This window comes from Streptomyces sp. NPDC002176 (genome assembly GCF_044903645.1).
Classification (GTDB): domain Bacteria; phylum Actinomycetota; class Actinomycetes; order Streptomycetales; family Streptomycetaceae; genus Streptomyces.
On the sequence record NZ_JBJDQW010000005.1, the window covers coordinates 291,764 to 317,028 of the forward strand.

The window sequence follows — 25,265 nt, forward strand, 5'->3', positions numbered from 1 at the left end:
CCGACTCGGTGGGTCGAGTGGTGGGCGAGAAACACCGGCTCACGTCATCCCGGTATCAGCCCTGCGGGCCGGTCTCCGTCATGCCGTGTACCGCGGGGACCGTGCCCAGGCGGCCCTTCTGGAAGTCCTCGAAGGCTTGCATGAGCTGGTCCTTGGTGTTCATGACGAACGGGCCGTAGTGGGCCATGGGCTCACGGATGGGCTGTCCGCCGAGGAGGACGACCTCGAGGTCCGGGGTGTGGGAGTCCTGCTTCTCGTCCGCGCGGACGGTCAGCGCGCCCCCGGAGCCGAAGACCGCGGTCTGCCCGGTGTGCACCGGACGGCGCTCCGCGCCCACCGAGCCGCGCCCGGCGAGCACGTAGGCGAGGCCGTTGAAGTCCTCGCGCCACGGCAGGGTGATCTCGGCGCCCGGTGTCACCGTGGCGTGGATCATCGTGATCGGCGTGTGCGTGATGCCGGGGCCCGCGTGTCCGTCCAGCTCACCGGCGATGACGCGCAGCAGCGCGCCGCCGTCGGGGGTGGTGAGCAGCTGGACGCTGCCGCCGCGGATGTCCTGGTAGCGCGGCGCCATCATCTTGTCCTTGGCGGGGAGGTTCACCCACAGCTGGAGGCCGTGGAAGAGACCGCCCGACACGACCAGGTGCTCCGGCGGGGCCTCGATGTGCAGCAGGCCCGAGCCCGCGGTCATCCACTGGGTGTCGCCGTTGGTGATGGTGCCGCCACCGCCGTTGGAGTCCTGGTGGTCGAAGATCCCGTCGATGATGTAGGTGACGGTCTCGAAGCCGCGGTGCGGGTGCCAGGGGGTGCCCTTGGGCTCGCCCGGCGCGTACTCCACCTCGCCCATCTGGTCCATCATGATGAACGGGTCGAGGTGGCGGTAGTTGATCCCGGCGAACGCGCGGCGCACCGGGAAGCCCTCGCCCTCGAAGCCGCTCGGCGCGGTCGTCACGGTCAGCACCGGACGCGGCACGGCGTCGGCGGGCGCGGTCACACGGGGCAGCGTCAACGGGTTCTCGACGGTCACTGCAGGCATGGTCGGTACCTCCTTGTGGACCCAGTTTAGTTGAGCATTGAACTTTCTGCCAGCCACAACACAGGAGGCCCGGAGGTAATTCCCTCCGGGCCCCGACGGACGAACAGTGACTAGCCGTACATCCGGCGCATCGCGAACTCGACCATCTGCTCCACCGCCTTGGCGTCGAACACCATCCGGTGCTCGCCCTCCATGTCGACCACGAAGCCGTAGCCGGTGGGGAGCAGGTCGATCACCTCGGCGCCGGTGATCACGAAGTACTTGGACTCCTTGCCCGCGTACCGGCGCAGCTCCTTCAGCGAGGTGAACATCGGGATCACCGGCTGCTGGGTGTTGTGCAGGGCGAGGAAGCCGGGGGTGTCACCGCGCGGGCAGTACACCTTGGACGTGGCGAAGACCTGCTGGAAGTCCTCGGCGGGCAGCTGCCCGGTGGTGAAGGCGCGTACCGCGTCCGCCAGCGAGGGCGCGGACGGCTCCGGGTAGAGCGGCGGCTGCTGGCCGTACCCGCCGACACCACCCGGCTGCTGCTGCGGCGGCACGTACTGCTGCTGGGCGCCCGCGTTCTGGTCGTAGCCGTACATGGGCGCAAGAGTACCGAGCCCGCGCGGCGGGGTCAGGAGAGCGGTAGAGCCTTCTCACACCCGGCGGGGTTGCGTCTTATTACCGGCGGGTAGCATCATCGTAGCTACTTGCTGGTACGTGATCAGTCGCGAGGAGTCAGTGCCTCGCCGAGTCCGTGATGGAGTCACCATGGGGCACTACAAGTCCAACCTCCGCGACATCGAGTTCAACCTCTTCGAAGTCCTCGGCCGCGACAAGCTCTACGGCACCGGCCCGTTCGAGGAGATGGACACCGACACCGCCAAGTCCGTCCTGTCCGAGCTGACCCGCCTCTCGGAGAACGAGCTGGCGGAGTCCTTCGTGGACGCCGACCGCAACCCGCCGGTCTTCGACCCCGAGACCAACACCGCGCCGGTCCCGGCCTCCTTCAAGAAGAGCTACAAGGCTTTCATGGACTCGGAGTACTGGCGGCTCGGCCTGCCCGAGGAGATCGGCGGCACCAACACCCCGCCGTCCCTGATCTGGGCGTACGCGGAGCTGGTGCTCGGCGCCAACCCGGCGATCTGGATGTACTCCTCCGGCCCGGCGTTCGCGCGCATCCTCTTCGAGGAGGGCACCGAGGAGCAGAAGAAGTGGGCCTCGATCGCGGTCGAGAAGACCTGGGGCTCCACCATGGTCCTCACCGAGCCGGACGCCGGTTCGGACGTGGGCGCGGGCCGCACCAAGGCCGTCCAGCAGGAGGACGGCTCCTGGCACATCGAGGGCGTGAAGCGCTTCATCACCTCCGGTGAGCACGACATGGAGGAGAACATCCTCCACTACGTGCTGGCGCGTCCCGAGGGCGCCGGTCCCGGCACCAAGGGCCTCTCCCTCTTCCTCGTGCCGAAGTACCACTTCGACGGCGAGACCGGCGAGCTGGGCGAGCGCAACGGCGTCTACGCCACCAACGTCGAGCACAAGATGGGCCTCAAGGCGTCCAACACCTGCGAGATGACCTTCGGCGACCGCCACCCCGCCAAGGGCTGGCTGATCGGCGACAAGCACGACGGCATCCGCCAGATGTTCCGCATCATCGAGTTCGCCCGCATGATGGTCGGCACGAAGGCCATCTCGACCCTGTCGACCGGCTACCTCAACGCGCTGGAGTACGCCAAGGAGCGCGTCCAGGGCCCCGACCTCGCCAACTTCATGGACAAGAAGGCGCCCAAGGTCACCATCACCCACCACCCCGACGTGCGCCGCTCGCTGATGACGCAGAAGGCGTACGCGGAGGGCATGCGCGCCCTGGTGCTGCACACCGCCTCCGTCCAGGACGCGATCGCGGTCAAGGAGGCCAACGGCGAGGACGCCACGGCCGACCACGCGCTGAACGACCTGCTCCTGCCGATCGTGAAGGGCTACGGCTCCGAGAAGGGCTACGAGCAGCTCGCCCAGTCGCTCCAGACCTTCGGCGGCTCCGGGTTCCTCCAGGAGTACCCGATCGAGCAGTACATCCGCGACGCCAAGATCGACACCCTGTACGAGGGCACCACCGCGATCCAGGGCCAGGACTTCTTCTTCCGGAAGATCGTCCGCAACCAGGGCGCCGCGCTGAACGGCATCGCCGAGGACATCAAGAAGTTCCTCGCGCTGGCCACCGGCGGCGAGGAGCTCTCGGGCGCCCGCGCGCACCTGGCCAAGGCGGCCGTGGAGCTGGAGGCGATCGTCGGCCTGATGCTGACCGACCTCGCGGCCACCGAGCAGGACGTCAAGAACATCTACAAGGTGGGCCTCAACACCACCCGCCTGCTGCTGGCCTCCGGTGACGTGATCGTCGGCTACCTGCTGCTGCGCGGTGCCGCCATTGCCGCCGAGAAGCTGGAGACGGCCTCGGCGAAGGACAAGGCGTTCTACACCGGCAAGATCGCGGCGGCGAAGTTCTTCGCGGCCAACGTCCTGCCCGGCGTCACCCTGGCCCGCAAGATCTCGGCCGACGTCGACCTGGACCTGATGGAGCTGGACGAGGCCGCGTTCTAGTCCTCGCCCCTCCTTCCCGAAACCGTCGCGGGCCCGCTCCCCTCCTACCGGGGAGCGGGCCCGCGCTCGTCGTTAAGGTAAACGCCATGAGCGCACCGTCCCGTTTCGACCGCGGCCACACCGACGACCTGATGGCCTTCCTGGCGGCGAGCCCGACGCCGTACCACGCCGTGGCGAACGTCGCCGCGCGGCTGGACGAGGCGGGCTTCACCCAGGTCACCGAGACCGAGGCGTGGGACACCCCCGCGGGCACCGGCAGCGGCGGCCGGTACGTGCTGCGCGGCGGCGCGGTCATCGCCTGGTACGTCCCCGAGGGCGCCACCCCGCACACCCCGTTCCGGATCATCGGCGCGCACACCGACTCCCCGAACCTCCGGGTCAAGCCCGAGCCGGACAGCGGGGCGCACGGCTGGCGTCAGGTCGCGGTGGAGATCTACGGCGGGCCGCTGATGAACTCCTGGCTCGACCGCGACCTCGGCCTCGCGGGCCGCCTCACCCTGCGCGACGGCAGCTCGGTCCTGGTCGACATCGACCGCCCGCTGCTGCGGGTGCCGCAGCTCGCCATCCACCTGGACCGCTCGGTCTCCGCGGACGGCCTCAAGCTCGACAAGCAGCGCCACCTCCAGCCCGTGTGGGGCCTCGGGAACGACGTCCACGAGGGCGACCTGATCGCCTTCCTGGAGGAGGAGGCCGGTCTCGACACCGGTTCGGTGGCGGGCTGGGACCTCATGACGTACCCCGTCGAGGCGCCCGCCTACCTGGGCCGGGACCGCGAGCTGGTCGCCGGGCCCCGGATGGACAACCTGCTGTCCGTGCACGCCGGTACGGCCGCGCTGATCGCCGCCGCCACCTCCGGGGAAACGCTCACCCACATCCCGGTCCTGGCCGCCTTCGACCACGAGGAGAACGGCTCCCAGTCCGACACCGGCGCCGACGGCCCGCTCCTCGGCAGCGTCCTGGAGCGCTCGGTGTTCGCGCGCGGCGGCTCCTACGAGGACCGGGCACGCGCCTTCGCGGGCACCGTCTGCCTCTCCTCCGACACCGGCCACGCCGTGCACCCCAACTACGCGGAGCGGCACGACCCCACGCACCACCCGCGGGTCAACGGCGGCCCGATCCTCAAGGTGAACGTCAACAACCGCTACGCCACGGACGGTTCGGGCCGCGCGGTGTTCGCCGCCGCGTGCGAGCGGGCCGGGGTGCCGTTCCAGACGTTCGTCTCGAACAACTCGATGCCCTGCGGCACCACCATCGGCCCCATCACCGCCGCCCGCCACGGCATCAGCACCGTCGACATCGGCGTCGCCATCCTCTCCATGCACAGCGCGCGCGAACTGTGCGGCGCCGAGGACCCGTTCCTCCTCGCCGAGGCCCTGACGGCCTTTCTGGAGGGCTAGTTGGAGGGCTAGTCGGCCGGATGGGGGGTACTCGCCGAACGGGACCGGAGATTCCGGAAACTCGGAAGGGGAGGCGAGATCTCATGGGCCTCGGCGGATGCATCATCCTGATAGCCGTGGGAGCGATCCTCACGTTTGCCACCGACTGGCACATGAGCGGCGTCAACCTCGACCTGGTCGGCGTCATCTTCATGGCGGCCGGTCTCATCGGCCTGGTGACCTTCAGCGGCATCGCCCGGCGCCGCCGCGTGGTGGTCCCGCCCACCCGGGTGGTGGAGGAGGAGCGGCACGCGCCGCGCGACGGCTACTCGGACGGCTACGGCGCCTGAGTCAGCGCCCCTCGCCCGCGGCACCCGCGTCAAGGCCCGCCAGCACCAGCGGCAGCCGGTCCGCCGCGCCCTCGACGAGACGCACCGGGACACCCCAGTCCTGCTGATGGACATGGCAGGCCGGGTACTCGTTCGCCGGGTCGTCGTCGCAGGACGCGGCCATCGCGGAGACGTGCAGCACGCCCTCGCCGACGGCCGGGTCGAGTTCCAGCTCGCGGCTCAGGTCGCTGTCCGCGCCCTCGCCCTTGAGCAGCAGCTCGGGCGGGGTGGCGGAGACCAGCAGCCGGGTCGAGGGGCCGTAGCGGGTGTCCAGCTTCTGGCCCGCCGGGGCCTGGAAGATCACGTCCAGCCGCAGTCGGCCGGGCGCCACCTCGGTGGCGGCGCGCTGCGTGCGGTGGGCGACCGCCTCCACGCGTACCGCCTCCTCGGGCAGCCGCAGCCGGGTCAGCCGGTGGCGGGCGGACTCCACCACCACGATGTCGTCACCGACGAGCACGGCGTCGCTGGGCTCGCGCAGATCGGTGGCCAGCGTGGTGACCTCGCCGGTGGCGGGGTCGTAGCGGCGCAGGGCGTGGTTGTAGGTGTCGGCCACGGCGACCGAGCCGTCCGGCAGCGCGGTGACGCCCAGCGGGTGCTGGAGCAGGGCCTGCCCGGCCTCGCCGTCCCGGTGGCCGAAGTCGAACAGGCCGGTGCCGACGGCGGTGTGCACGGCGCCGTCGAGGTCCACCCAGCGCAGGGCCGAGGTCTCGGAGTCCGCCAGCCACAGCCGGTCCTCGGTCGCCGCGAGCCCGGAGGGCTGGGCGAACCACGCCTCGGCGCCGGGGCCGTCCACCAGCCCCTCGTTGGTCGTACCGGCCGCGACCTGGACGGTCTCCGCCGCCGGGTCGTACGTCCACAGCTGGTGCACGCCCGCCATGGCGATCCACACCTGGCCGCCGAAGACGGCCACGTCCCACGGTGAGGACAGCTCGACCTCGCGGGCCGGGCCCGAGGTCGGCGCGCCCTGCATCCACTGCTTTCCGGTCCCGGCCAGCGTGGCGACCGCACCGGAGGCGAGGTCCAGGCGGCGTAGGGCGTGGTTCACGGTGTCGGCGACGACCACGGAGCCGTCCGCCAGCAGCGCGAGACCCTGCGGCTCGTTGAGAGACGCCCGCTCGGCCGGGCCGTCCGCGAACCCGCGCTCGCCGGAGCCGATCCGGCGTACGACGCTCTCGCCGTCCTCGGCCAGCTCGACCAGCTGGTGCCGGGTGGTGTCGCTGACCAGGAAGTTCCCCGAGGGCAGCAGCAGCGCCTTGCCGGGGAAGCGCAGCACGGTCGGCTCGGGCTCCGGTGCCACGTAGGGGCCGTCGCCCCGGCGCAGGGTGCCCTTGGCCTCGTGCTCGGCCTCCAGCTCGGTCACCAGGCGCTCGATGGCGTGCACATGCCCCTCACCGGCGTGCTGGGCGACCACATACCCCTCCGGGTCGATCACCACCAGCGTCGGCCACGCCCGTACCGCGTACTGCTTCCAGGTGGCCAGCTCCGGGTCGTCCAGGACGGGGTGCTCCACGCCGTACCGTTCGACCGCGTCCACGACCGCCTGGTGCTCGGCCTCGTGCACGAACTTCGGGGAGTGCACGCCGACCACGACCACCGTGTCCGGGTGCCGCTCCTCCAGCTCGCGCAGCTCGTCCAGGACGTGCAGGCAGTTGATGCAGCAGAAGGTCCAGAAGTCGAGGATGACGATGCGTCCCCGCAGGTCGGCCAGGGTGTACTGCTGATCGCCGGTGTTCAGCCAGCCGCCCTTGCCGACCAGCTCGGGGGCACGGACACGGACACGTCGAGAAGCGGAGTCGTTCATGCTTCAAGGGTGCCACCCGAGAGCGGGAGTCAGCGGTCCAGGGCGTGCCCTGTGGTGGCGTCCACATGGTCCGGGACCTCGTCATGTCGGTCGCCCACACTCAGGGTGCCGGTGGGTTCGAGGAGCAGGATCTCGGTGGGGACGGGGGCGTACGGCTTGTGCTCGGTGCCCCGGGGGACGGTGAAGACGGAGCCCTGGCGCAGGACGACCGTGCGCTCACCGGCCGGTTCGCGCAGCGCGATGTGGAGTTCGCCGGTGAGGACGAGGAAGAACTCGTCGGTGTCGTCGTGCGCGTGCCAGAGATGCTCGCCCTCGACCTTGGCCACGCGGACGTCGTAGTCGTTGACCGACGCGACGATGCGGGGGCTCCACTGATCGGTGAAGGAGGCGAGGACCTGGGGGAGGGAGCGGGGCTCTTCGGTTGCCATGCCTTCATCGTGGGGTGTGTGCGCGGACCACACGAGTGCTAGGAATCGCATATGGCGCAAGAATCCTCGCATGTGCGACGCACCCATCAGGTCGCCGTCCTGGTGGACGCGGGCACCAACCCGTTCGAGGTCGGTGTCGCCACCGAGCTGTTCGGCCTGCCCCGCCCCGAACTCGGCCTGCCCACACCGCCGTACGAGGTCACGCTGTGCGCGCCGACCCCCGACGTGCGGATGAACCACGGCTTCTTCACCCTGACCGGGGTGGCCGGGCTGGACGCGGTGGACGGCGCGGACACCCTCGTCGTGCCGGGCCGCCCGGACAACGTGGTCCCGCGCGAGGCACCCGTACGGGACGCGATCCGGCGCGCGCACGCGCGGGGCGCCCGCGTCGTCAGCTTCTGTACCGGCACCTTCGCGCTCGCCGAGGCCGGACTGCTCGACGGACGCCGGGCCACCACGCACTGGAAGTGGGCCGACACCTTCCGGCGGCTGCACCCCGGGGTGCTGCTGGAGCCGGACGTGCTCTTCGTCGACGACGGGGACGTGCTCTCCGCCTCCGGCAGCGCGGCCGCGCTCGACCTAGGGCTGTACCTGTGGCAGCGGGACCACGGCGCCGAGCTCGCCAACGCGGTCTCCCGGCGCCTGGTCTTCGCCGCCCACCGGGACGGCGGACAGCGGCAGTTCGTGGAACGCCCGCTGCCCGAGGTGCCCGACGGCTCGCTGGGCCCGCTGCTGGCCTGGGCGCAGGAACGGCTCGGCGAACCGCTCACGGTGGCCGACCTCGCCGCCCGTGCCGCCGTCTCCCCCGCCACCCTCCACCGGCGCTTCCGCGACCGTCTCGGCACCACCCCGCTGGCGTGGCTCACCGGGGAACGGGCCGCGCTGGCCTGCCGTCTGATCGAGCGTGGGGAGACTCGGCTCGACGTGGTCGCCGCGCGCTGCGGGCTGGGTACCGCGGCCAACCTGCGGGCGCGGCTGCGCCGGGAGACCGGACTGAGTCCCTCCGAGTACCGGAAGCGGTTCGGGCCCGCCGCCCGGTGAGGAACGCCTCCCGCCGGGGAAGCGCTTCAGACATGAGATTCCTCGTGCGCGACCGTCTGCTGGGCATCGGCGACGACTACTGGATCGAGGACGAGAGCGGCCGCAAGGTCTTCCTCGTCGACGGCAAGGCCATGCGGCTGCGGGACACCTTCGAGCTGAAGGACACCGACGGCAACGTCCTGATCGACATCCACAAGAAGATGTTCGCCCTGCGCGACACCATGGCCATCCAGCGGGACGGCGAGGACCTGGCCACGGTCCGGCACAAGCGCCTCTCCCTGCTGCGCAACCACTACCGCGTGACCCTGGTCGACGGCACCGAACTCGACGTCAGCGGCAAGATCCTGGACCGCGAGTTCGCCATCGAGTACGCGGGCGAACTCCTCGCGGTGATCTCCCGCCGCTGGCTCACCGTCCGGGACACCTACGGCGTCGACGTCGTCCGCGACGACGCCGACCCGACCCTGCTCATCGCGGTCGCGGTGTGCGTGATCCACCTCGCGGAGAAGGAGCGGGAGGACGACTGAGGCCCGGCCGGGCTTCAGCGGCGGGGCGGGTCCAGGCCGAGGACCCGGTCCTTCAGGGCGGGGAACTGCTCACGGGTCGCCGGGACCTTCCCCGGGTCGAACTCGACCGTGAGGACCTCCTCGTCCGGGCCCGCCTCCGCCAGCACCTCGCCCCACGGGTCCACCACGATCGAGTGACCCGCCTGGGCGACTCCCGCGTGCGTACCGGCCGTTCCACAGGCGAGGACGTACGCCTGGTTCTCGACCGCCCGCGCCTGGGCCAGCAGCGTCCAGTGGGCGCGGCGGCGCTCGGGCCAGCCCGCGGAGACCACCAGGGTCTCGGCGCCGGCGTCGGTGAGGGCGCGGAAGAGTTCGGGGAAGCGCAGGTCGTAGCAGGTGGCGAGGCCGAGGGTGGTCTCCGACAGGGGGACGGTGACGGGTGCGCGCCCGGCGCCCATCAGCACGGCCTCGCCCTCGTCGAAGCCGAAGCGGTGGATCTTCCGGTAGGACGCGGTGAGTTCACCGGAGGGGGAGAAGACGAGCGCGGTGTTGTAGAGGGTGCCGTCGGGGTCCCGCTCCGGGATCGACCCGGCGTGCAGCCAGACGCCCGCGTCCTTCGCGGCCCGGGCCATCGCCTCGTGGGTGGGGCCCGCCAGCGGCTCGGCCTCGGTGGCGAACGTGTCGTAGGCGAAGGCCCCGGTGGTCCACAGCTCGGGCAGGATCACCAGGTCGGCGTCCGCCCGGCCCCGGACGAGTTCCGCCGCGCGTGAGCGCCGGGCGGCCACGGATTCGTCCTCGTCCACACGGATCTGGATCAGCGAGGCGCGCACACTACCACCGTCCTGGCATTCGAGTCGTTCCCACGGGCCTACGATCGTCACACGAAAGCACTGCCGGGGCGTATCGGAGCAGCGTAACTTGGGGGTTCCCCTGCTCGAGAGAAGCCGAGAGTCCGGGGAGTCTCCAGACGCCCGCCCAGTGCAGCCGCCGATTCTGCCCGTGTAACGACCGCCGAGGGGTCCTGTTCCTGTGAGTCTGCATCCCACTCTCCAGCCCTACGCCGACGCCTGGAGCCACTCGGTCGAGGCGATAGCCGAGCTGGTGAACCCGCTGGCCGAGGCCGAGTGGAACCGGCGCACGCCGTGCCCCGGCTGGTCGGTGCGGGACGTGGTCTCCCATGTCATCGGCCTGGACTGCGAGATGCTCGGCGACCCCCGGCCCATCCACTCCCTGCCCAGCGACCTCTTCCACGTCTCCACCGAGGGCCAGCGGTACATGGAGATGCAGGTCGACGTCCGCCGCCACCACACGGCACCGGAGATGACCTCCGAGCTGGAGTACACGGTCATCCGCCGCAACCGCCAGCTGCGCAACGAGTCCCGGCAGCCCGACACCGTCGTCCGGGGTCCGATGGGCACGGAGATCACCCTCGAACTCGCCATGCGGATGCGGGCGTTCGACGTGTGGGTGCACGAGCAGGACCTGCGGACCGCCCTCGGCCGCCCCGGCAACCTCGACTCGCCCGGCGCGCTCGTCACCCGCGATCTGCTGCTGGCCGGACTCCCCAAGGTGGTCGCCAAGAAGGCCGAGGCGCCGCGCAGTTCGGCGATCGTCTTCGACGTGCACGGGCCGGTGGAGTTCCTGCGCACGATCCGCGTCGACATCCAGGGCCGGGGCACGCTGGAGACGGCACCCGCGCTCGGACCCGCCGCGGCCTTCACCCTCGACTGGGAGACGTACTTCCGGCTGGCCTGCGGCCGGATCAGCCCGGAGGCGGCGGGCGACCGGATCAAGACCGAGGGCGACCCGGAACTGACGGCGGCGATCCTGCGGAACTTCACCGTCACGCCCTGACCCTGTTATTGGGATGCCGGTGTCGTGGCGCGCCGTTAGCGTGCCCGGCATGACCACGGACTCCGCGCAGGACACCCGGCCGACCCGGCTGAGCAGGCTCACCTTCCACGGCCCGCTCTCCTCCGGGCGCGCCGCCGCGATCGTCGAGCGGCTCGCCGCGACCCGCCCCCGCACCGTGCTCGACATCGGCTGCGGCTGGGGCGAGCTGCTGCTCCGGGTGCTGGACGCGGTCCCGGAGGCGCGGGGCACGGGTGTCGACGTCAACGAGGAGGACCTCGCGCGCGGGCGCCGTGGCGCGGAGGCGCGGGGGCTCGCCGGGCGGGTGGAGTTCGTGGCGGAGTCCGCGCGGGGCACCGGGCGCGGACCCGCCGACCTGGTCCTGTGCCTGGGCGCGAGCCAGGCGCTGAGCGAGGCCGACGCGCCCACGGCGGAGGCGCTGCGCTCGCTGCGGCGGCTGGTGTCCGACGGCGGCCGGGTCCTGCTCGGCGAGGGCTTCTGGGAGCGGACGCCCACGGAGGCCGAGCTGGCGGGCATGTGGCCGGGTGCCGGTGCGGCCGACCACGTCAGCCTGGCCGCACTCCTCGACCTCGCCGTGGAAGCGGGCTTCCGCCCCGAGTGGACGGAGACGGCGACCCTCGCGGAGTGGGAGGACTTCGAGTCCGCCTACCAGGCCGACCAGGAGGTCTGGCTCGCCGGGCACCCGGACCACCCGGACGCCACCGAACTCCGCGAACGCCTGGACCGGCACCGGAAGCAGTGGATGAGCTACCGGGGGGTGCTGGGGATGGCCTACCTCACCCTCGTACCGGTCCTGCGCTGACCGCCGGTCACGCCGCGGGCACGTGCACCGTCTCCACCCGGCTCGCCACCAGCCGCTCCCGCTCGCGGCGGTCCGCGCGGCCGCGCAGGCGGAGGATCTGGCTGAGGCCGAGGGCCTGGAGGACGAAGACCGCGCAGAACGCCACGGAGTAGTCGTCACCGGTGGCGTCCAGCAGGACACCGATGGCGAAGAGCGTGGTCATCGAGGCGATGAAGCCGCCCATGTTGGTGATGCCGGAGGCGGTGCCCTGCCGCTCGGGCGGGTTGGCGGGGCGGGCGAAGTCGAAGCCCAGCATCGAGGCCGGACCGCAGGCGCCGAGCACCACGCACAGCACCAGCAGCAGCGCCATCGGCGCGTGCTCGCCCGGCCAGGCGAGGGTCAGCGCCCACATGACGGCGGTCGCGGCGACCGTACCGAGGGCCAGCGGGAGCCGGGCCGCGTGGTGCCGGGCGACGACCTGGCCGTAGACCAGCCCGACCACCATGTTGGACAGCACCACCAGGGTGAGCAGCTCGCCCGCGGTGGCCCGGCTGAGCCCCTGCGCCTGCACCAGGAACGGCAGCCCCCACAGCAGCAGGAAGACCATCGCCGGGAACTGGGTGGTGAAGTGCACCCACATCCCCAGCCGGGTACCGGGCTCCCGCCACGCCTCCGCGATCTGGCGGCGCACGTACGCGGCGCCCTGGTGCGGGAAGGGCTCCGGTTCGTGCCCCTCGGGGTGGTCCTTGAGGAACAGCAGCGCCAGCACCAGTACGACCACGCCAGCGAGGGCGCTGCCCGCGAACGCCGGGGTCCAGCCGAGCCCGTGCAATAGCCGGGCCAGCACCAGGGTGGAGACGAGGTTGCCCGCCATGCCGACCAGACCGGCGAGCTGGGCCACGAACGGCCCGCGCCGGGCCGGGAACCAGCGGGTGCCGAGCCGCAGCACGCTGATGAACGTCATCGCGTCCCCGCAGCCCAGCAGCGCGCGCGAGGCGAGGGCCGTGCCGTACGACGGGGAGAAGGCGAAGCCCAGCTGCCCGGCCGTGAACAGCACCGCGCCCAGGCAGAGCACCTTCTTGGTGCCGAGCCGGTCGACCAGCAGGCCGACGGGTATCTGCATGCCCGCGTACACGAGCAGCTGGAGGATCGAGAACGTCGACAGGGCGGAGGCGTTCACATGGAAGCGGTCGGCCGCGTCCAGTCCGGCCACGCCGAGCGAGGTGCGGAAGATGACGGCGACGAAGTAGACCGCGACGCCGATCGACCACACGGCGACGGCCCGGCGGCCGCCCGGGGGGTCACCCGGCAGGGTGGTGGCGGCCCGGCTCATCGGATCTCCCCGCGCGCCAGCTCGGAGAACCAGCCGACGTGCCGGTGCACGATGCCGACCGCCGCCGCCGCGTCCCCGGCGCGCAGCGCGTCCAGGATCTCGGCGTGCTCGGCGAGGGTCTTGGCGATCCGGTCGGGGTGCGAGTGCATCACGGCGACGCCCATCCGCAGCTGGCGGTCGCGCAGCTGGTCGTAGAGGCGAGACAGGATCTCGTTGCCGCCGCTGCGCACGATCTCGGCGTGGAAGCAGCGGTCGGTGACGGCGGCGGCGGCGAAGTCGCCCGCAGCGGCCTGCTCCCGCTGCCGCTGGAGCAGCTCGGCGAGCCGGTCCAGCAGGGCGGGCGGCGCGGGGACCGCCTTGCGGGCGGCGTGCTCCTCGACCAGCAGCCGGGTCTCGACGACGTCGGCGATCTCCTGCGCGGAGACCGGCAGCACCAGCGCGCCCTTCTTCGGGTACAGCCGGATCAGCCCCTCGGCCTCCAGCCGCAGCAGCGCCTCGCGGACCGGGGTACGGGACACCCCCACCGCCTCGGCCAGCTCGCCCTCGGTGAGCAGGGTGCCGCCCTCGTACCGGCGGTCGAGGACGCCCTGCTTGATGTGGGTGTAGACGCGGTCGGCGGCGGGTGGCTGCCTGGTGGCCGTTTGCATGCCCACAGGATAGATACAACACGCACGCATGGGACAGTGTGGTCCAGCATGCGGACCTGGATGAGGGGGCGTCAGCACGACGCCGGAAATTTCCTTCCGACGGAGTGCAACCATGGGGGCCGCTCACGTGTCACACACGTGCGGCTCTCCTTTCAAGGCACCTCAACTAGGCCGCACCCAAAGGGCATTTCAGACAATCGAGGTATTTCGCTTTGATTACCGGCATCAAGGGCTCCTCCCTCCGCAGGGCCGCCGCCGTCGCCGTCGCGTCCGGCGCGCTGCTCACCACCAGTGCCCTCACCGCAGCGCCCGCGCAGGCCGCTTCCGCGCCTTCGATCGTGGCCGCGGGCGGCTACGTGATGAACAACTCCACCGGTGCGTCGCTGTACACCAAGGCCGCGGACACCAAGCGCTCCACGGGCTCCACCACCAAGATCATGACCGCGAAGGTCGTGCTGGCGCAGCCGAACCTGAACCTGGACGAGAAGATCACGATCCCGAAGGGCGCCAGCGACTACATCGTCGCCAACAACGCGTCCTCGGCGCGGCTGATCGTCGGCGACAAGGTCACCGTCCGTCAGCTCCTCTACGGGCTGATGCTGCCGTCCGGCTGCGACGCCGCGTACGTCCTCGCGGACAAGTACGGCGCGGGCAGCACGCACACCGCGCGCGTCAACTCCTTCCTCGGCAAGATGAACGCCGCCGCGAAGGCCCTCGGCCTGAAGAACACGCACTTCGATTCCTTCGACGGCATCGGCAAGGGCTCGAACTACTCGACCCCGCGCGACCTGACGAAGATCGCCAGCAGCGCGATGAAGAGCGCGAACTTCCGCGCGATCGTCAAGACCAAGTCGTACACGGCCAAGACGATCACCAAGTCCGGCGCCAGCCGCACCATGACGGCGTGGACCAACACCAACACGCTGCTGAGCAGCTACAGCGGCACCATCGGCGTCAAGACCGGCTCCGGCCCCGAGGCCAAGTACTGCCTGGTCTTCGCCGCCACCCGCAACGGCAAGACGGTCATCGGCACGGTCCTCGCGTCGTCCTCCGTCCCCCAGCGCGGCACGGACGCCACGAAGCTCCTGAACTACGGCTTCACCAAGTAAGCCCCGCACCACTCCAGGGCCCGCCCCCACCCGGTTCACTCCGCGGGGGCGGGCCCTTCGCGTTGCGCCAACTCGCCTGTCCTACTACCTACGCGGCGACCGGGGATCACGTGCGGAGGCAGGCCATCGAGAGTTTCTCGAGACTGTGACTGGAAGTCACAGTCTCAGCATTCCCGCAGGTAAGGGGTGGCGCCGAGACTTGCAGAACGAGAAATGCCGAGACCGTAACTGGAGGTTACGGTCTCGGCATTTCCGCAGGTGGAAAGGGCTCGCTAAGCCCAGGAGATCAACCGCTTCGGCTGTTCCAGAATTGCCGCGATGTCGGCGAGGACCTTGGAGCCGAGTTCGCCGTCGACCAGGCGGTGGTCGAAGCTGAGGGCGAGGGTGGTGACCTGGCGGGGCTTGACCTTGCCCTTGTGGACCCAGGGCTGGAGCTTGATCGCGCCGACGGCGAGGATCGCGGACTCGCCGGGATTCAGGATCGGCGTACCGGTGTCGACGCCGAAGACGCCGACGTTGGTGATAGTCACCGTGCCGCCCTGCATCGCCGCCGGGGACGTCTTGCCCTCGCGGGCCGTGGTGACCAGCTCGCCCAGCGCCGCCGACAGCTGCGGGAGCGTCTTGTCCTGCGCGTCCTTGATGTTCGGGACGATCAGCCCGCGCGGGGTCGCCGCCGCGATGCCCAGGTTGACGTAGTGCTTGAGCACGATCTCCTGGGCGGCCTCGTCCCAGGACGCGTTGACCTCGGGGTTGCGCTTGATCGCGACCAGCAGGGCCTTGGCGATCAGCAGCAGCGGGTTCACCCGCAGCCCCTGGAACTCCTTGTCCTGCTTCAGCTCCTCGACCAGCTTCATCGTCCGCGTCACGTCCACCGTCACGAACTCCGTGACATGCGGCGCCGAGAACGCCGAGCCGATCATCGCCTGCGCGGTCGCCTTGCGGACCCCCTTGACCGGGATACGGGTCTCGCGGGCGGAGTCCCGCACCGCCGCCACAGCGGGCGCGGCGGCCTGCGCCGGAACCGGGGCTTCGACCACCGGCTCCGCCGGGGCCACCGCCGCGTGCACGTCCTCACGCGTGATGATGCCGTCCGGCCCGGACGGGGTGACCCGCGCCAGGTCGACGCCCAGGTCCTTGGCCAGCTTGCGCACCGGCGGCTTGGCCAGCGGGCGCTCCTTCACCGGAGCGGCGGCGCCGTGCCCATTCAGCTCGGCGGGAGCGGCGACGACCGCCACCTCGGGCCCCTTGCGGGGGCGCCGCTTGGTGGAGGACGCGGCCACGCCGTACCCCACCAGCACCGGCGTACGGCCCTGCGGCTCGGCCTCCTCCACGGCGGGAGCGGGCTCGGCCGGGGCAGGCTCGGCCGGGGCAGGCTCGGGAGCAGCCCCGCCCGACACGTCCACCGCGATGATCGACGTACCCACGTCGACCGTCGTGCCCTCGGCGAAGCGCAGCTCGCGCACCACCCCGTCGTAGGGGATGGGGAGTTCGACGGCCGCCTTGGCGGTCTCGACCTCGCACACCACCTGGCCGTCGGTGACCGTGTCCCCGACCTGCACGTACCACTTGAGGATCTCGGCCTCGGTGAGCCCCTCGCCCACGTCCGGCATCTTGAACTCGCGCACGGAAGCTTCCGTCATCGTCGTCACGAAACCTTCCTCAGTACGCAAGGGCGCGGTCGACGGCGTCGAGCACCCGGTCCAGGCCCGGCAGATACTCGTCCTCCAGGCGCGCGGGCGGATACGGGGCGTGATAGCCGCCGACCCGGAGCACTGGCGCCTCCAGGTGGTAGAAGCACCGCTCGGTGATCCGCGCGGCGATCTCCGCGCCGGAGCCGAGGAACACCGGTGCCTCGTGGACGACCACCAGACGGCGGGTCTTCTCGACCGAGGTCTGGATGGTGTCGAAGTCCAGCGGGGACACCGAGCGGAGGTCGAGGACCTCCAGGGACCTGCCCTCCTCGGCGGCCGCGTCGGCGACCTGCCGGCACAGCTTGACCATCGGGCCGTACGCGGCCAGCGTGAGGTCGGTGCCCTCGCGGACCACGCTCGCCTTGTGCAGCGGGCCGGGGATCAGCTCGGGGTCGACCTCGCCCTTGTCCCAGTAGCGCCGCTTGGGCTCGAAGTAGATCACCGGGTCGTCGCTCTGGATGGCCTGCTGCATCATCCAGTAGGCGTCCGAGGAGTTGGACGGGCTGACCACCTTCAGACCGGCCACGTGCGCGAACAGCGCCTCGGGGGACTCGGAGTGGTGCTCGACCGCGCCGATGCCGCCGCCGTAGGGGATGCGGATGACGACGGGCATCTTGACCTTGCCCAGCGAGCGGGCGTGCATCTTCGCCAGCTGGGTGACGATCTGGTCGTACGCCGGGAAGACGAAGCCGTCGAACTGGATCTCCACCACCGGGCGGTAGCCGCGCAGCGCCAGGCCGATCGCGGTGCCGACGATGCCGGACTCGGCGAGCGGGGTGTCGATGACCCGGTCCTCGCCGAAGTCCTTCTGGAGGCCGTCGGTCACCCGGAAGACACCGCCGAGCTTGCCGACGTCCTCGCCCATGACGAGAACCTTGGGGTCGGTCTCCAGGGCGCGCCGCAGCGACTCGTTGATCGCCTTGGCCAGAGCCATTTTCTCGGCCATGTCAGTTGCCCCCTTCCGCGTCCGCGAACGACGCCTGGTAGGCGGCGAACTGGGCGCGCTCCTCGTCGACGAGCGCGTGCCCGTCCGCGTACACGTTCTCGAAGATGGCGAAGCGGTCCGGGTCCGGCATGGCGCGGACCGCCTCCCGCACTCGCTTGCCCAACGTCTCCGACTCGGCCTCGAGTTCCGCGAAGAACGCGTCGTCCGCGTGCTTGGACGCCTCCAGGTAGGTGCGCAGGCGCAGGATCGGGTCCTTCGCCTCCCAGGCGACGCGCTCGTCGTCGTGCCGGTAGCGCGTGGGGTCGTCGGAGGTGGTGTGGGCGCCCATCCGGTAGGTGAACGCCTCGACCAGGGTCGGGCCCTCGCCGTTGCGGGCGCGCTCCAGCGCCCAGCGGGTCACGGCGAGACAGGCCAGCACGTCGTTGCCGTCGACCCGGACGCCGGGGAAGCCGTAGCCCTGGGCGCGCTGGTAGAGCGGGACGCGGGTCTGCTTCTCGGTGGGCTCGGAGATCGCCCACTGGTTGTTCTGGCAGAAGAACACGACCGGGGCGTTGTAGACCGCGGAGAAGGTGAACGACTCCGCCACGTCGCCCTGGCTGGACGCGCCGTCGCCGAAGTAGGCGATCACGGCCGAGTCCGCGCCGTCCTTGGCCACGCCCATCGCGTAGCCGGTGGCGTGCAGCGTCTGCGAGCCGATGACGATCGTGTACAGGTGGAAGTTGTTGCCGTTGGGGTCCCAGCCGCCGTTGTTCACACCCCGGAACATGCCGAGCAGGTTGGTCGGGTCGACCCCGCGGCACCAGGCGACGCCGTGCTCGCGGTAGGTCGGGAAGACGTAGTCGTCCTCGCGGGTGGCGCGCCCGGAGCCGATCTGGGCGGCCTCCTGGCCCAGCAGCGAGGCCCACAGGCCCAGCTCGCCCTGGCGCTGGAGGGCGGTCGCCTCGGCGTCGAAGCGGCGGGTGAGCACCATGTCGCGGTACAGACCACGCAGCTCGTCGGGGGTGATGCCGGCGACGTAGGCGTCGAACTCGGCGTTCTTGACCCGCTTGCCCTCCGGCGTCAGCAGCTGCACCAGCTCCGGCTCGGTGCCCTGCTTCGCGGTGCTGCGGGTGCTGCGCCCGGTACCGGCGGTACCGGCCTTGCCTGCGGCGCTGCGTCGCGGCTTGCGCGCGGCACTGCTCTCCACGGTCACGTGTGCTCCTCCGTCGTTCCGGCCCACGGGGTTGCCGGTGAGCCTGGGTTCCCCCTTGCTCGGTCGGAGCCGGGGGGAGCGGCCACCTCTTCTCGACCACCGGGCACGGGGTGGGTGCCGCTCGGCCGGGAACAGGCGTGACAGGTGCCCCGGCGAGCGCCTGCGGCTTTTAACGTTACCCAGTGCTCCACATTTCTGTGAAACCCCACCTGACCTGCGATTTTGCTTGGATTTCCAAGTAAATCGACATAGCCCGGAAGTTCGCTGGTCACAGCCTTGCAGGAGGCCGGAGCAACGGCACGTTATCCCGCGCACCCAGCTCAAAGGAAGAGTCCCGGCGCGTCACCGGGGGCCGTCGGGGATTTCTTTCGCGCGCCTCCCGAATTGCGCTGCGAAGTTCACTGCGGCGCTGCGGGTGACCGAATGCGACCGCCGACGACTGCCTGTGACAATCCCCAGCTCACGGGGTCTTTTCGTGCCCTAGCATCGGCGCGTGCAGCGCCTTCGTGTACCACCTGTCGTGCCCCACGCGCCCCCGCTCGGCACCTTGTTACCCCTGTACGGAGCCGGTACGGCCCTCGCCTGCGAACCGGTCGACCAGGGGCTGCTCAACCGGGGCTACCGGGTGCGCACCACGCGCGGCCGCTACTTCCTGAAGCACCATTTCGACCCCGACACCGCCGACCCCGACGCCATCGAGCGCCGCCATCTGGCCACCCAGCGCCTCGCCGAGGTCGGTGTCCCGGCCGTCCCGCCGCTCACCCACCGCGAGGGCCGCACGGTCGCGGTCGTCGGCGGCCACGCCTACGCCCTGCACCCCTGGGTCGACGGCGGCCATCTGCACGGCGGCCAGCTCACCCGCTCCGAGAGCGCGCGCCTGGGCGCGCTGCTGGGCGCCGTGCACGCCTGCCTGGAGGCCGTGATGCCGCCCAAGGGGCGCACCCGCCCGGCCACCAGCCCGCACCCGGTGGAGAGCGCCGACCCGGCCGACACCTTCGCCCTGATCGACGACCTGCTCGGCCATGTCCACCGCCACAAGCCCGCCGACGCCTTCGACGACCTGGCCCGCCACCGCCTGCTGGAACGCCGGTCGCTGCTGGAGCAGCACACCGACCGGCGGCCGCCGCGCGGGGGCCCGGTGGGCTGGGTGCACGGCGACTTCCACCCGTTCAACCTGCTCTACCGGGGCGGCACCCCGGCCGCCATCGTCGACTGGGACCGCCTCGGGGTGCAGCCCCGCGCCGAGGAGGCCGTACGCGCCGCCGCGATCTTCTTCGTGCGGCCCGCGGGGATGCTGGACCTGCCCAAGGCGCGGGCGTACGCGCGGGCGTACCGGCGCGCGGCCCGCGCCACCCCCGCGGAGCTGGCGGCGGCCGTGCACCGGGTGTGGTGGGAGCGCCTGAACGACTTCTGGATGCTGCGCTGGCACTACGAGCGCGGTGACACCCGCGCCGACTGCCAGTTCCCGGCCGCCTCTGCGCTCGCGGTGTGGTGGACACGGGAGTACGACGCGGTGTGCGACGCCTTCACGGGCTGAGCCGCGTCGGCACGGTCAGCCGACAGGCCCGTCCGGGCCCGTTCCTGGGGCCGGCGAGGTCGGCCTTCAAGTGCCGTTCGCGCCGGCCGCGTCCGCTCCGGCCGCCGCACCGGCGTCCGCACCACCGGCCCCGGCCGTGGTGCCCTGGTCGGTGCCGCCCGCGTTGCCCGTACCGGCCGTGGTCCCCGCGTCCGTACCGGTGCCGCCGGCCGCGTCGCCCGTGGCGGGCGGCGAGGTCTGCGGGTCGGTCGGCGGCTGGCTGGTCTGCTGGTCGGTCGGGTCGTCCGACGGCTCGGACGTGCCCGGGTCGGTCGGCCGCTCGGACGGGGTGTACTCCGAGCCGCCGTTGCTCCAGCCCGAACCGCCGTCCTGCGTGGCCGGGTCGTCCGTCGGCTCCTTGGTGGTGTCGTCGGTCGGCGTCTCGGACGGCTTGTCGTCCTTGTGCGTCTGGGAGACGCTCGGGGACGGCTTGTCGCTCGGGGTGTCGTCGCCGCCGGTGTTGTTCAGCGCGAGCGCGACACCGGCCACGACCGCCACCACCGCGAGCGCGGCCAGCACCCACAGCTTGCCCTTGCCGCTGCCCTTGTTGCCGTGGCCCTCGAAGCCGCCGTCGTCGCCGCCCCCGTAACCGCCGGGCAGGATCGGCTGCGGGATCTGCGTGGTGCCGCCGCCGTAGCCGCCGGACTGGGGCATCACGGTGGTGCCCGCGTAGCCGCCGGGCGGGGTCGGCGCGCCCGCCGGGGCGTCCACCGGGCCGGTGTTCCAGGTGCCGGAGTGGGCGCCCTGGTCGTACAGCATCTGCAGGCCGTACTGGATCAGGCCGCGCATCTCCTCGGCCGTCTGGAAGCGGTCGTCCGGCTCCTTGGCGAGGGAGCGCATGACCAGGCCGTCCAGCTCCGGCGGGCACCCGGCGGTGACCTGCGAGGGCGGTACGGGCATGTCCTGGACGTGCTGGTAGACCACCGACAGCGGGGTCTCACCGGTGAACGGGGGCCGCAGGGCGAGGAGTTCGTAGAGCAGGCAGCCGGTCGCGTACAGGTCGGAGCGGTGGTCGACGGCCTTGCCGAGCGCCTGCTCCGGGGAGAGGTACTGCGGGGTGCCCATGACCATGCCGGTCTGGGTCATCGTGGTGGAGGCGCCGTGCAGGGCGCGGGCGATGCCGAAGTCCATCACCTTGACCGCGCCCGCGTCGGTGATGATGACGTTGGCGGGCTTGATGTCACGGTGCACGATGCCGTGCTGGTGCGAGTAGGCGAGCGCGTCCAGCACGCCGGAGACGATGATCAGGGCCTGCTCGGCGCCCGGTGCGTCGGCTTCGAGCAGCAGCTCACGGATGGTGCGGCCCTCGACCAGCTCCATCACGATGTACGGCACGGCCTGGCCGTTCGCCTGGTCCTCGCCGGAGTCGTACACGGCGACGATCGAGTGGTGGTTGAGCCCGGCCACCGACTGGGCCTCGCGCGTGAAGCGGGCCTTGGAGGTGGGGTCCTCGGCGAGGTCGGCGCGGAGCAGCTTGACCGCGACGGTACGGCCCAGACGGACGTCCTCGGCCGCGAACACCTCGGCCATGCCGCCCCGGCCGAGCCGGTGGGTGAGCCGGTAGCGGCCGTCGCCGACGAGTCCGCCGTTGCCCCAGTTCTCCGGCGCCTCCGCCATGCCGCCGCCGGCCACCGCCTCGGGGTCGGACGGGCCTTGGGCGCCGTGCGTCTGTGCCATCGGTCCTCGCCGTCGTTTCTGCCCGCGATGCGCGCGGTGTTGATACGGACTCCGTCGGCCACGCTACAGCCTCGCCGGTGGCCGCCGGTCCCGATCCGGCACCGGGACGGGCCCAGGACGGACCGGCCATGAAACCCGCAGCACAGGCCCCCGTGCAAATTCCGTGCACTGCTCGTACGCCTGCGGTAACGCTTCCGCGACGCTTCTTTCGCGTACGGTCACGGAACGGGCACCGGGCTTGACGTGTCCGTGCCCTCGGGCAGACTTGGCCGGGAATGACACATTCGATCAAGCCGTGTGCCTCGTGCCGCGTCTTCGGTCGATGACGGCTCCGACGGGCCAGTGGGGGACACGGAACGATGAGCCAGGACGGCGCACAGGGCGGCCGCTACACGGGGCGGGCACTCGCCGGTGGCCGCTACCAGCTCCACGACCTGCTCGGCGAGGGCGGCATGGCCTCCGTGCACCTGGCCCACGACTCGGTGCTGGACCGTCAGGTGGCGGTCAAGACCCTGCACACCGAGCTGGGCCGGGAGCAGGCGTTCCGCGAGCGGTTCCGCCGCGAGGCCCAGGCCGTGGCCAAGCTCACGCACACCAACATCGTCTCCGTCTTCGACACCGGCGAGGACGAAGCGGACGGCATGCCCTACATCGTCATGGAGTACGTGGAGGGCCGCCCGCTCGGCTCCGTACTCGCCGACGACGTACGGCGGTTCGGCGCGATGCCCGCCGACAAGGCCCTCAAGATCACCGCGGACGTGCTGGCCGCGCTGGAGATCAGCCACGAGAAGGGGCTGGTCCACCGGGACATCAAGCCGGGCAACGTGATGACCACCAAGCGCGGCGTGGTCAAGGTGATGGACTTCGGCATCGCGCGGGCCATGCAGTCCGGGGTCACCTCGATGACGCAGACCGGCATGGTCGTCGGCACCCCGCAGTACCTCTCCCCCGAGCAGGCCCTCGGCCGGGGCGTGGACGCCCGCTCCGACCTGTACTCGGTCGGCATCATGCTGTTCCAGCTGGTCACCGGGCGGCTGCCGTTCGACGCGGACTCCCCGCTGGCCATCGCCTACGCGCACGTCCAGGAGGAGCCGGTCGCGCCCTCCTCGATCAACCGCGCGCTGCCTCCCGCCGTGGACGCCCTGGTGGCCCGCGCGCTGAAGAAGAACCCCAACGAACGCTTCCCCACCGCCGAGTCGATGCGCGAGGAGTGCCTGCGGGTGGCCGCCTCCCTCCAGCAGGCGGCGCCGAGCATCGTGCCCGGCGCGGGCCCGGCGCAGAGCGGCTCGGGCGTGGGCTCGGCGGTGTTCCCGCCGGTGGACCACACGGCCCCGCAGCCGCACCCCGGCCAGGTGCACCAGCCGTACCAGCCGACGCCGAACCCCTACGGCACCCCGCCCCCGTCCTACGGCTACCCCCAGCAGGGCGGCTACCCCACGCCGCCCGCGTACGGCCAGCACCCGGCGCCCGCCTACGGTGCCCAGCCGCCGACGACGGTGCCCTCCTCCGGTGGCGGCCGGAGCGGCAGGCCGGTCCTCATCGGCTCGGTCGCGGTGGCCGCGGTGCTGGTGGCGGGCCTGCTGATCGCGCTGATCATGGACGACAACGCCGACAAGGCCCACGGAGGCGGCGGCTCCCCCAGCGCCTCCGCGTCCACGCACGGCTCCGGCTACCGGGGTCCGGACACCTCCCGGACGATCGACACCACCGAGTGCACCGAGCCGCAGGAGTCCTACGACGACGAGAAGAAGGTCCGGCTGCCCGACTTCCGGTACAAGAACATCGACTCCGTGAAGGCGTGCTTCCAGGCCGCGAGCTGGCGGTACACGGTGAAGAAGGAAGACAACAACACCTGGGGCGACGGCACGGTCCTCGACCAGTTCCCCGCCCCCGGCACGGATGTCGACCCGAAGAACATGGGCGAGGTCTCGCTGAGCGTCTCCACGGGCGAGCCGCCGCAGTAGGCGCATATGAGAAGGGCCCGGCGGATCTGCTCCCGCCGGGCCCTTCTCGCTTCGAGTGTCTAGAGGTACGGCCCGCCCGAGCGGCCGCCCAGGTGCTGGTCGTCGGGGCCCTCCGGGACCGCGCCCGGCGGGAGCGCGCGGCGCATCTGCTCCAGCTGGGCCCGCGCGGCCATCTGCTGGGCGAACAGCGTGGTCTGGATGCCGTGGAAGAGGCCCTCCAGCCAGCCCACCAGCTGCGCCTGCGCGATCCGCAGCTCCGAGTCGCTCGGCGTGCCCTCGTCGGTGAAGGGCAGCGACAGCCGCTCCAGCTCCTCCACCAGCTCGGGCGCCAGACCGTCCTCCAGCTCCTTGACCGAGCTGGCGTGGATCTCCTTCAGCCGCACCCGGCTCGCCTCGTCCAGGGGAGCGGCGCGCACCTCCTCCAGCAGCTGCTTGATCATGCTGCCGATCCGCATGACCTTCGCCGGCTGCTCGACCTGCTCCGTCACCGGAATCTCGCGGGAGCCCTCGTCCGTGCCACCACCGAGCGCCATCCCGTCCTGACCCACGACGAGGATCGGGGGATTCTCGGGCGACCGTTCGTTCCTCGGCATCTCCATGCCGTCATTCTCTCGCACCCCGTCACTCCCTCACCGACGCACCCCCACCCGCCGGTGATCCGGCACCCGGACCGGCGCCCGCCCGGGCCCACCCCCGACGGCCCAACCCGGAATGCCCGTTCCGCCATGAAATGTGAGGCTGGACTCCGTCTTTCCCTCGGCATTCCTCCGGAGGTCACCGACGTGACTCCATGGCTACGACTCACGCTCCGCCTCGTGCGGGTGCTGCTCGTCCTGGCGACGGCCGCCCCCGTGTGCGGCACCGCGACCGCGTACGGCGCGGAGAGCGCCCCGCCGGGTTCCCCCACGCCCTCGGGCCGCTCCTCCGCCCCCGCCGTGCGGGCCCGGAACGCCGCCGACACCGCTTCGCCGTCCCCGACCGTCTCCAAGCCCGCGCGGGCCGGGAGCCGGGGCGGGGAAGGGCGGATGCGGCCGGGCCGCCCCGCGCGGCCGGACCCGGAGGAGCAGGCCCAGGACCCGGCGGGCAGCGGCACGCCCACCACCCCGGCGGCCGCCTACCCGGAGGAGCCGGAGACCGCCGACAGCCCCGCCGCGCCCACCCCGACCGCCTCGGCCACCGCCCCGGCCTCGCGGCCCGCCGCCGTACGGCAGGGGGAGGGCACCTCGGCCCGGCCGCCGCGCTTCCTCCCCCTGGGCACCGGACTGGTCCTGCTCGGCCTCGGACTCGCCCTGGCCCTGGTGGGCCTGCGCATCCGCCGCACCTGAC

At 71.6% G+C, this 25,265-nt stretch carries 23 protein-coding genes; 11 read left to right on the top strand and 12 right to left on the bottom strand.

Annotated features, from left to right (window positions below):
* Positions 1-55 precede the first annotated feature (55 nt).
* Both ACI2LY_RS24155 and ACI2LY_RS24160 read right to left on the bottom strand, forming a co-directional pair.
* Positions 56-1,033, bottom strand: a complete 978-nt coding sequence (locus ACI2LY_RS24155) for a pirin family protein (protein ID WP_404708995.1) — start codon at positions 1,031-1,033, stop codon at positions 56-58.
* 110 nt (positions 1,034-1,143) lie between these two features.
* On the bottom strand, positions 1,144-1,614 hold the full coding sequence (locus ACI2LY_RS24160) for an SseB family protein (RefSeq protein WP_393913196.1): 471 nt from the start codon (positions 1,612-1,614) through the stop codon (positions 1,144-1,146).
* Between the two features lie 169 nt (positions 1,615-1,783).
* Here ACI2LY_RS24160 and ACI2LY_RS24165 point away from each other — a divergent pair, with 169 nt between their 5' ends.
* The 3 genes from ACI2LY_RS24165 (at position 1,784) to ACI2LY_RS24175 (ending at position 5,336) form a co-directional block, all read left to right on the top strand.
* The gene (locus ACI2LY_RS24165; protein ID WP_404708996.1) at positions 1,784-3,610 is read left to right on the top strand and encodes an acyl-CoA dehydrogenase; all 1,827 of its coding nucleotides are present in this window, start codon (positions 1,784-1,786) and stop codon (positions 3,608-3,610) included.
* Positions 3,611-3,696: 86 nt separating this feature from the next.
* On the top strand, positions 3,697-5,007 hold the full coding sequence (locus tag ACI2LY_RS24170) for a M18 family aminopeptidase (protein WP_404708997.1): 1,311 nt from the start codon (positions 3,697-3,699) through the stop codon (positions 5,005-5,007).
* A gap of 83 nt (positions 5,008-5,090) precedes the next feature.
* Complete coding sequence (locus ACI2LY_RS24175; protein ID WP_404708998.1) at positions 5,091-5,336, top strand: DUF6458 family protein; 246 nt, start codon at positions 5,091-5,093, stop codon at positions 5,334-5,336.
* A gap of 1 nt (position 5,337) precedes the next feature.
* On the opposite strand, the gene ACI2LY_RS24180 is transcribed toward ACI2LY_RS24175, so the two are convergent.
* Complete coding sequence (locus ACI2LY_RS24180) at positions 5,338-7,176, bottom strand: thioredoxin-like domain-containing protein (RefSeq protein WP_404708999.1); 1,839 nt, start codon at positions 7,174-7,176, stop codon at positions 5,338-5,340.
* 29 nt (positions 7,177-7,205) lie between these two features.
* A complete protein-coding gene (locus ACI2LY_RS24185; protein ID WP_389003921.1) occupies positions 7,206-7,604 on the bottom strand; it encodes a cupin domain-containing protein in 399 nt (132 codons plus the stop codon).
* 51 nt (positions 7,605-7,655) lie between these two features.
* Here ACI2LY_RS24185 and ACI2LY_RS24190 point away from each other — a divergent pair, with 51 nt between their 5' ends.
* Together ACI2LY_RS24190 and ACI2LY_RS24195 are read left to right on the top strand one after the other, a co-directional pair.
* On the top strand, positions 7,656-8,645 hold the full coding sequence (locus tag ACI2LY_RS24190; RefSeq protein ID WP_404709000.1) for a GlxA family transcriptional regulator: 990 nt from the start codon (positions 7,656-7,658) through the stop codon (positions 8,643-8,645).
* Between the two features lie 32 nt (positions 8,646-8,677).
* The gene (locus tag ACI2LY_RS24195) at positions 8,678-9,172 is read left to right on the top strand and encodes an LURP-one-related/scramblase family protein (protein WP_404709001.1); all 495 of its coding nucleotides are present in this window, start codon (positions 8,678-8,680) and stop codon (positions 9,170-9,172) included.
* 14 nt (positions 9,173-9,186) lie between these two features.
* Here ACI2LY_RS24195 and ACI2LY_RS24200 read toward each other — a convergent pair whose 3' ends face one another.
* Entirely contained in the window at positions 9,187-9,981 is a 795-nt protein-coding gene (locus ACI2LY_RS24200; RefSeq protein ID WP_404709002.1) for a carbon-nitrogen family hydrolase, read from the bottom strand.
* 199 nt (positions 9,982-10,180) lie between these two features.
* Here ACI2LY_RS24200 and ACI2LY_RS24205 point away from each other — a divergent pair, with 199 nt between their 5' ends.
* Positions 10,181-11,005 carry a maleylpyruvate isomerase family mycothiol-dependent enzyme gene (locus ACI2LY_RS24205; RefSeq protein ID WP_404709003.1) on the top strand — a complete coding sequence of 275 codons (825 nt, stop codon included), beginning with the start codon at positions 10,181-10,183 and terminating at the stop codon, positions 11,003-11,005.
* A gap of 49 nt (positions 11,006-11,054) precedes the next feature.
* A complete protein-coding gene (locus ACI2LY_RS24210; RefSeq protein ID WP_404709004.1) occupies positions 11,055-11,825 on the top strand; it encodes an SAM-dependent methyltransferase in 771 nt (256 codons plus the stop codon).
* Between the two features lie 7 nt (positions 11,826-11,832).
* Here the strand turns inward: ACI2LY_RS24210 and ACI2LY_RS24215 are convergent, their stop codons facing one another.
* Together ACI2LY_RS24215 and ACI2LY_RS24220 are read right to left on the bottom strand one after the other, a co-directional pair.
* A complete protein-coding gene (locus ACI2LY_RS24215) occupies positions 11,833-13,137 on the bottom strand; it encodes a nitrate/nitrite transporter (RefSeq protein WP_404709005.1) in 1,305 nt (434 codons plus the stop codon).
* Complete coding sequence (locus ACI2LY_RS24220; protein WP_404709006.1) at positions 13,134-13,784, bottom strand: GntR family transcriptional regulator; 651 nt, start codon at positions 13,782-13,784, stop codon at positions 13,134-13,136. Before ACI2LY_RS24220 ends, ACI2LY_RS24215 begins: the two co-directional genes overlap by 4 nt.
* A gap of 212 nt (positions 13,785-13,996) precedes the next feature.
* Here ACI2LY_RS24220 and ACI2LY_RS24225 point away from each other — a divergent pair, with 212 nt between their 5' ends.
* Complete coding sequence (locus ACI2LY_RS24225; RefSeq protein WP_404709007.1) at positions 13,997-14,893, top strand: D-alanyl-D-alanine carboxypeptidase family protein; 897 nt, start codon at positions 13,997-13,999, stop codon at positions 14,891-14,893.
* A 272-nt stretch (positions 14,894-15,165) separates the two neighbouring features.
* Here the strand turns inward: ACI2LY_RS24225 and ACI2LY_RS24230 are convergent, their stop codons facing one another.
* From ACI2LY_RS24230 to pdhA, 3 genes are read right to left on the bottom strand one after another with little or no spacing between them, the layout of a single operon-like run.
* Positions 15,166-16,542, bottom strand: a complete 1,377-nt coding sequence (locus ACI2LY_RS24230) for a dihydrolipoamide acetyltransferase family protein (RefSeq protein WP_404709008.1) — start codon at positions 16,540-16,542, stop codon at positions 15,166-15,168.
* A 10-nt stretch (positions 16,543-16,552) separates the two neighbouring features.
* On the bottom strand, positions 16,553-17,530 hold the full coding sequence (locus ACI2LY_RS24235) for an alpha-ketoacid dehydrogenase subunit beta (protein WP_401450930.1): 978 nt from the start codon (positions 17,528-17,530) through the stop codon (positions 16,553-16,555).
* 1 nt (position 17,531) lies between these two features.
* Positions 17,532-18,722: a pyruvate dehydrogenase (acetyl-transferring) E1 component subunit alpha gene (pdhA, locus tag ACI2LY_RS24240; RefSeq protein ID WP_404709009.1), complete on the bottom strand. Its 1,191-nt coding sequence runs from the start codon at positions 18,720-18,722 to the stop codon at positions 17,532-17,534.
* 493 nt (positions 18,723-19,215) lie between these two features.
* On the opposite strand from pdhA, the gene ACI2LY_RS24245 reads away from it, so the two are divergent.
* On the top strand, positions 19,216-20,259 hold the full coding sequence (locus tag ACI2LY_RS24245; protein ID WP_404709010.1) for a phosphotransferase: 1,044 nt from the start codon (positions 19,216-19,218) through the stop codon (positions 20,257-20,259).
* Between the two features lie 66 nt (positions 20,260-20,325).
* On the opposite strand, the gene ACI2LY_RS24250 is transcribed toward ACI2LY_RS24245, so the two are convergent.
* Positions 20,326-21,975: a protein kinase gene (locus tag ACI2LY_RS24250; protein WP_404709011.1), complete on the bottom strand. Its 1,650-nt coding sequence runs from the start codon at positions 21,973-21,975 to the stop codon at positions 20,326-20,328.
* Between the two features lie 359 nt (positions 21,976-22,334).
* Here ACI2LY_RS24250 and ACI2LY_RS24255 point away from each other — a divergent pair, with 359 nt between their 5' ends.
* Positions 22,335-23,939, top strand: coding sequence for a protein kinase (locus tag ACI2LY_RS24255; protein WP_404709012.1), 1,605 nt, complete (start codon positions 22,335-22,337; stop codon positions 23,937-23,939).
* 59 nt (positions 23,940-23,998) lie between these two features.
* Here the strand turns inward: ACI2LY_RS24255 and ACI2LY_RS24260 are convergent, their stop codons facing one another.
* Positions 23,999-24,538, bottom strand: a complete 540-nt coding sequence (locus tag ACI2LY_RS24260) for a bacterial proteasome activator family protein (protein WP_404709013.1) — start codon at positions 24,536-24,538, stop codon at positions 23,999-24,001.
* Between the two features lie 216 nt (positions 24,539-24,754).
* On the opposite strand from ACI2LY_RS24260, the gene ACI2LY_RS24265 reads away from it, so the two are divergent.
* Positions 24,755-25,264 (top strand): hypothetical protein, encoded by a 510-nt coding sequence (locus tag ACI2LY_RS24265; RefSeq protein WP_404709014.1) that lies wholly within the window; start codon positions 24,755-24,757, stop codon positions 25,262-25,264.
* The last annotated feature ends 1 nt before the right edge of the window (position 25,265 follow it).

Coding starts and splice junctions, on each gene's coding strand:
- ACI2LY_RS24155 (WP_404708995.1), bottom strand. CDS start 1,033: ATGCCTGCAGTGACCGTCGAGAACCCGTTGACGCTGCCCCGTGTGACC.
- ACI2LY_RS24160 (WP_393913196.1), bottom strand. CDS start 1,614: ATGTACGGCTACGACCAGAACGCGGGCGCCCAGCAGCAGTACGTGCCG.
- ACI2LY_RS24165 (WP_404708996.1), top strand. CDS start 1,784: ATGGGGCACTACAAGTCCAACCTCCGCGACATCGAGTTCAACCTCTTC.
- ACI2LY_RS24170 (WP_404708997.1), top strand. CDS start 3,697: ATGAGCGCACCGTCCCGTTTCGACCGCGGCCACACCGACGACCTGATG.
- ACI2LY_RS24175 (WP_404708998.1), top strand. CDS start 5,091: ATGGGCCTCGGCGGATGCATCATCCTGATAGCCGTGGGAGCGATCCTC.
- ACI2LY_RS24180 (WP_404708999.1), bottom strand. CDS start 7,176: ATGAACGACTCCGCTTCTCGACGTGTCCGTGTCCGTGCCCCCGAGCTG.
- ACI2LY_RS24185 (WP_389003921.1), bottom strand. CDS start 7,604: ATGGCAACCGAAGAGCCCCGCTCCCTCCCCCAGGTCCTCGCCTCCTTC.
- ACI2LY_RS24190 (WP_404709000.1), top strand. CDS start 7,656: ATGGCGCAAGAATCCTCGCATGTGCGACGCACCCATCAGGTCGCCGTC.
- ACI2LY_RS24195 (WP_404709001.1), top strand. CDS start 8,678: ATGAGATTCCTCGTGCGCGACCGTCTGCTGGGCATCGGCGACGACTAC.
- ACI2LY_RS24210 (WP_404709004.1), top strand. CDS start 11,055: ATGACCACGGACTCCGCGCAGGACACCCGGCCGACCCGGCTGAGCAGG.
- ACI2LY_RS24215 (WP_404709005.1), bottom strand. CDS start 13,137: ATGAGCCGGGCCGCCACCACCCTGCCGGGTGACCCCCCGGGCGGCCGC.
- ACI2LY_RS24220 (WP_404709006.1), bottom strand. CDS start 13,784: ATGCAAACGGCCACCAGGCAGCCACCCGCCGCCGACCGCGTCTACACC.
- ACI2LY_RS24235 (WP_401450930.1), bottom strand. CDS start 17,530: ATGGCCGAGAAAATGGCTCTGGCCAAGGCGATCAACGAGTCGCTGCGG.
- ACI2LY_RS24250 (WP_404709011.1), bottom strand. CDS start 21,975: ATGGCACAGACGCACGGCGCCCAAGGCCCGTCCGACCCCGAGGCGGTG.
- ACI2LY_RS24255 (WP_404709012.1), top strand. CDS start 22,335: ATGAGCCAGGACGGCGCACAGGGCGGCCGCTACACGGGGCGGGCACTC.
- ACI2LY_RS24260 (WP_404709013.1), bottom strand. CDS start 24,538: ATGGAGATGCCGAGGAACGAACGGTCGCCCGAGAATCCCCCGATCCTC.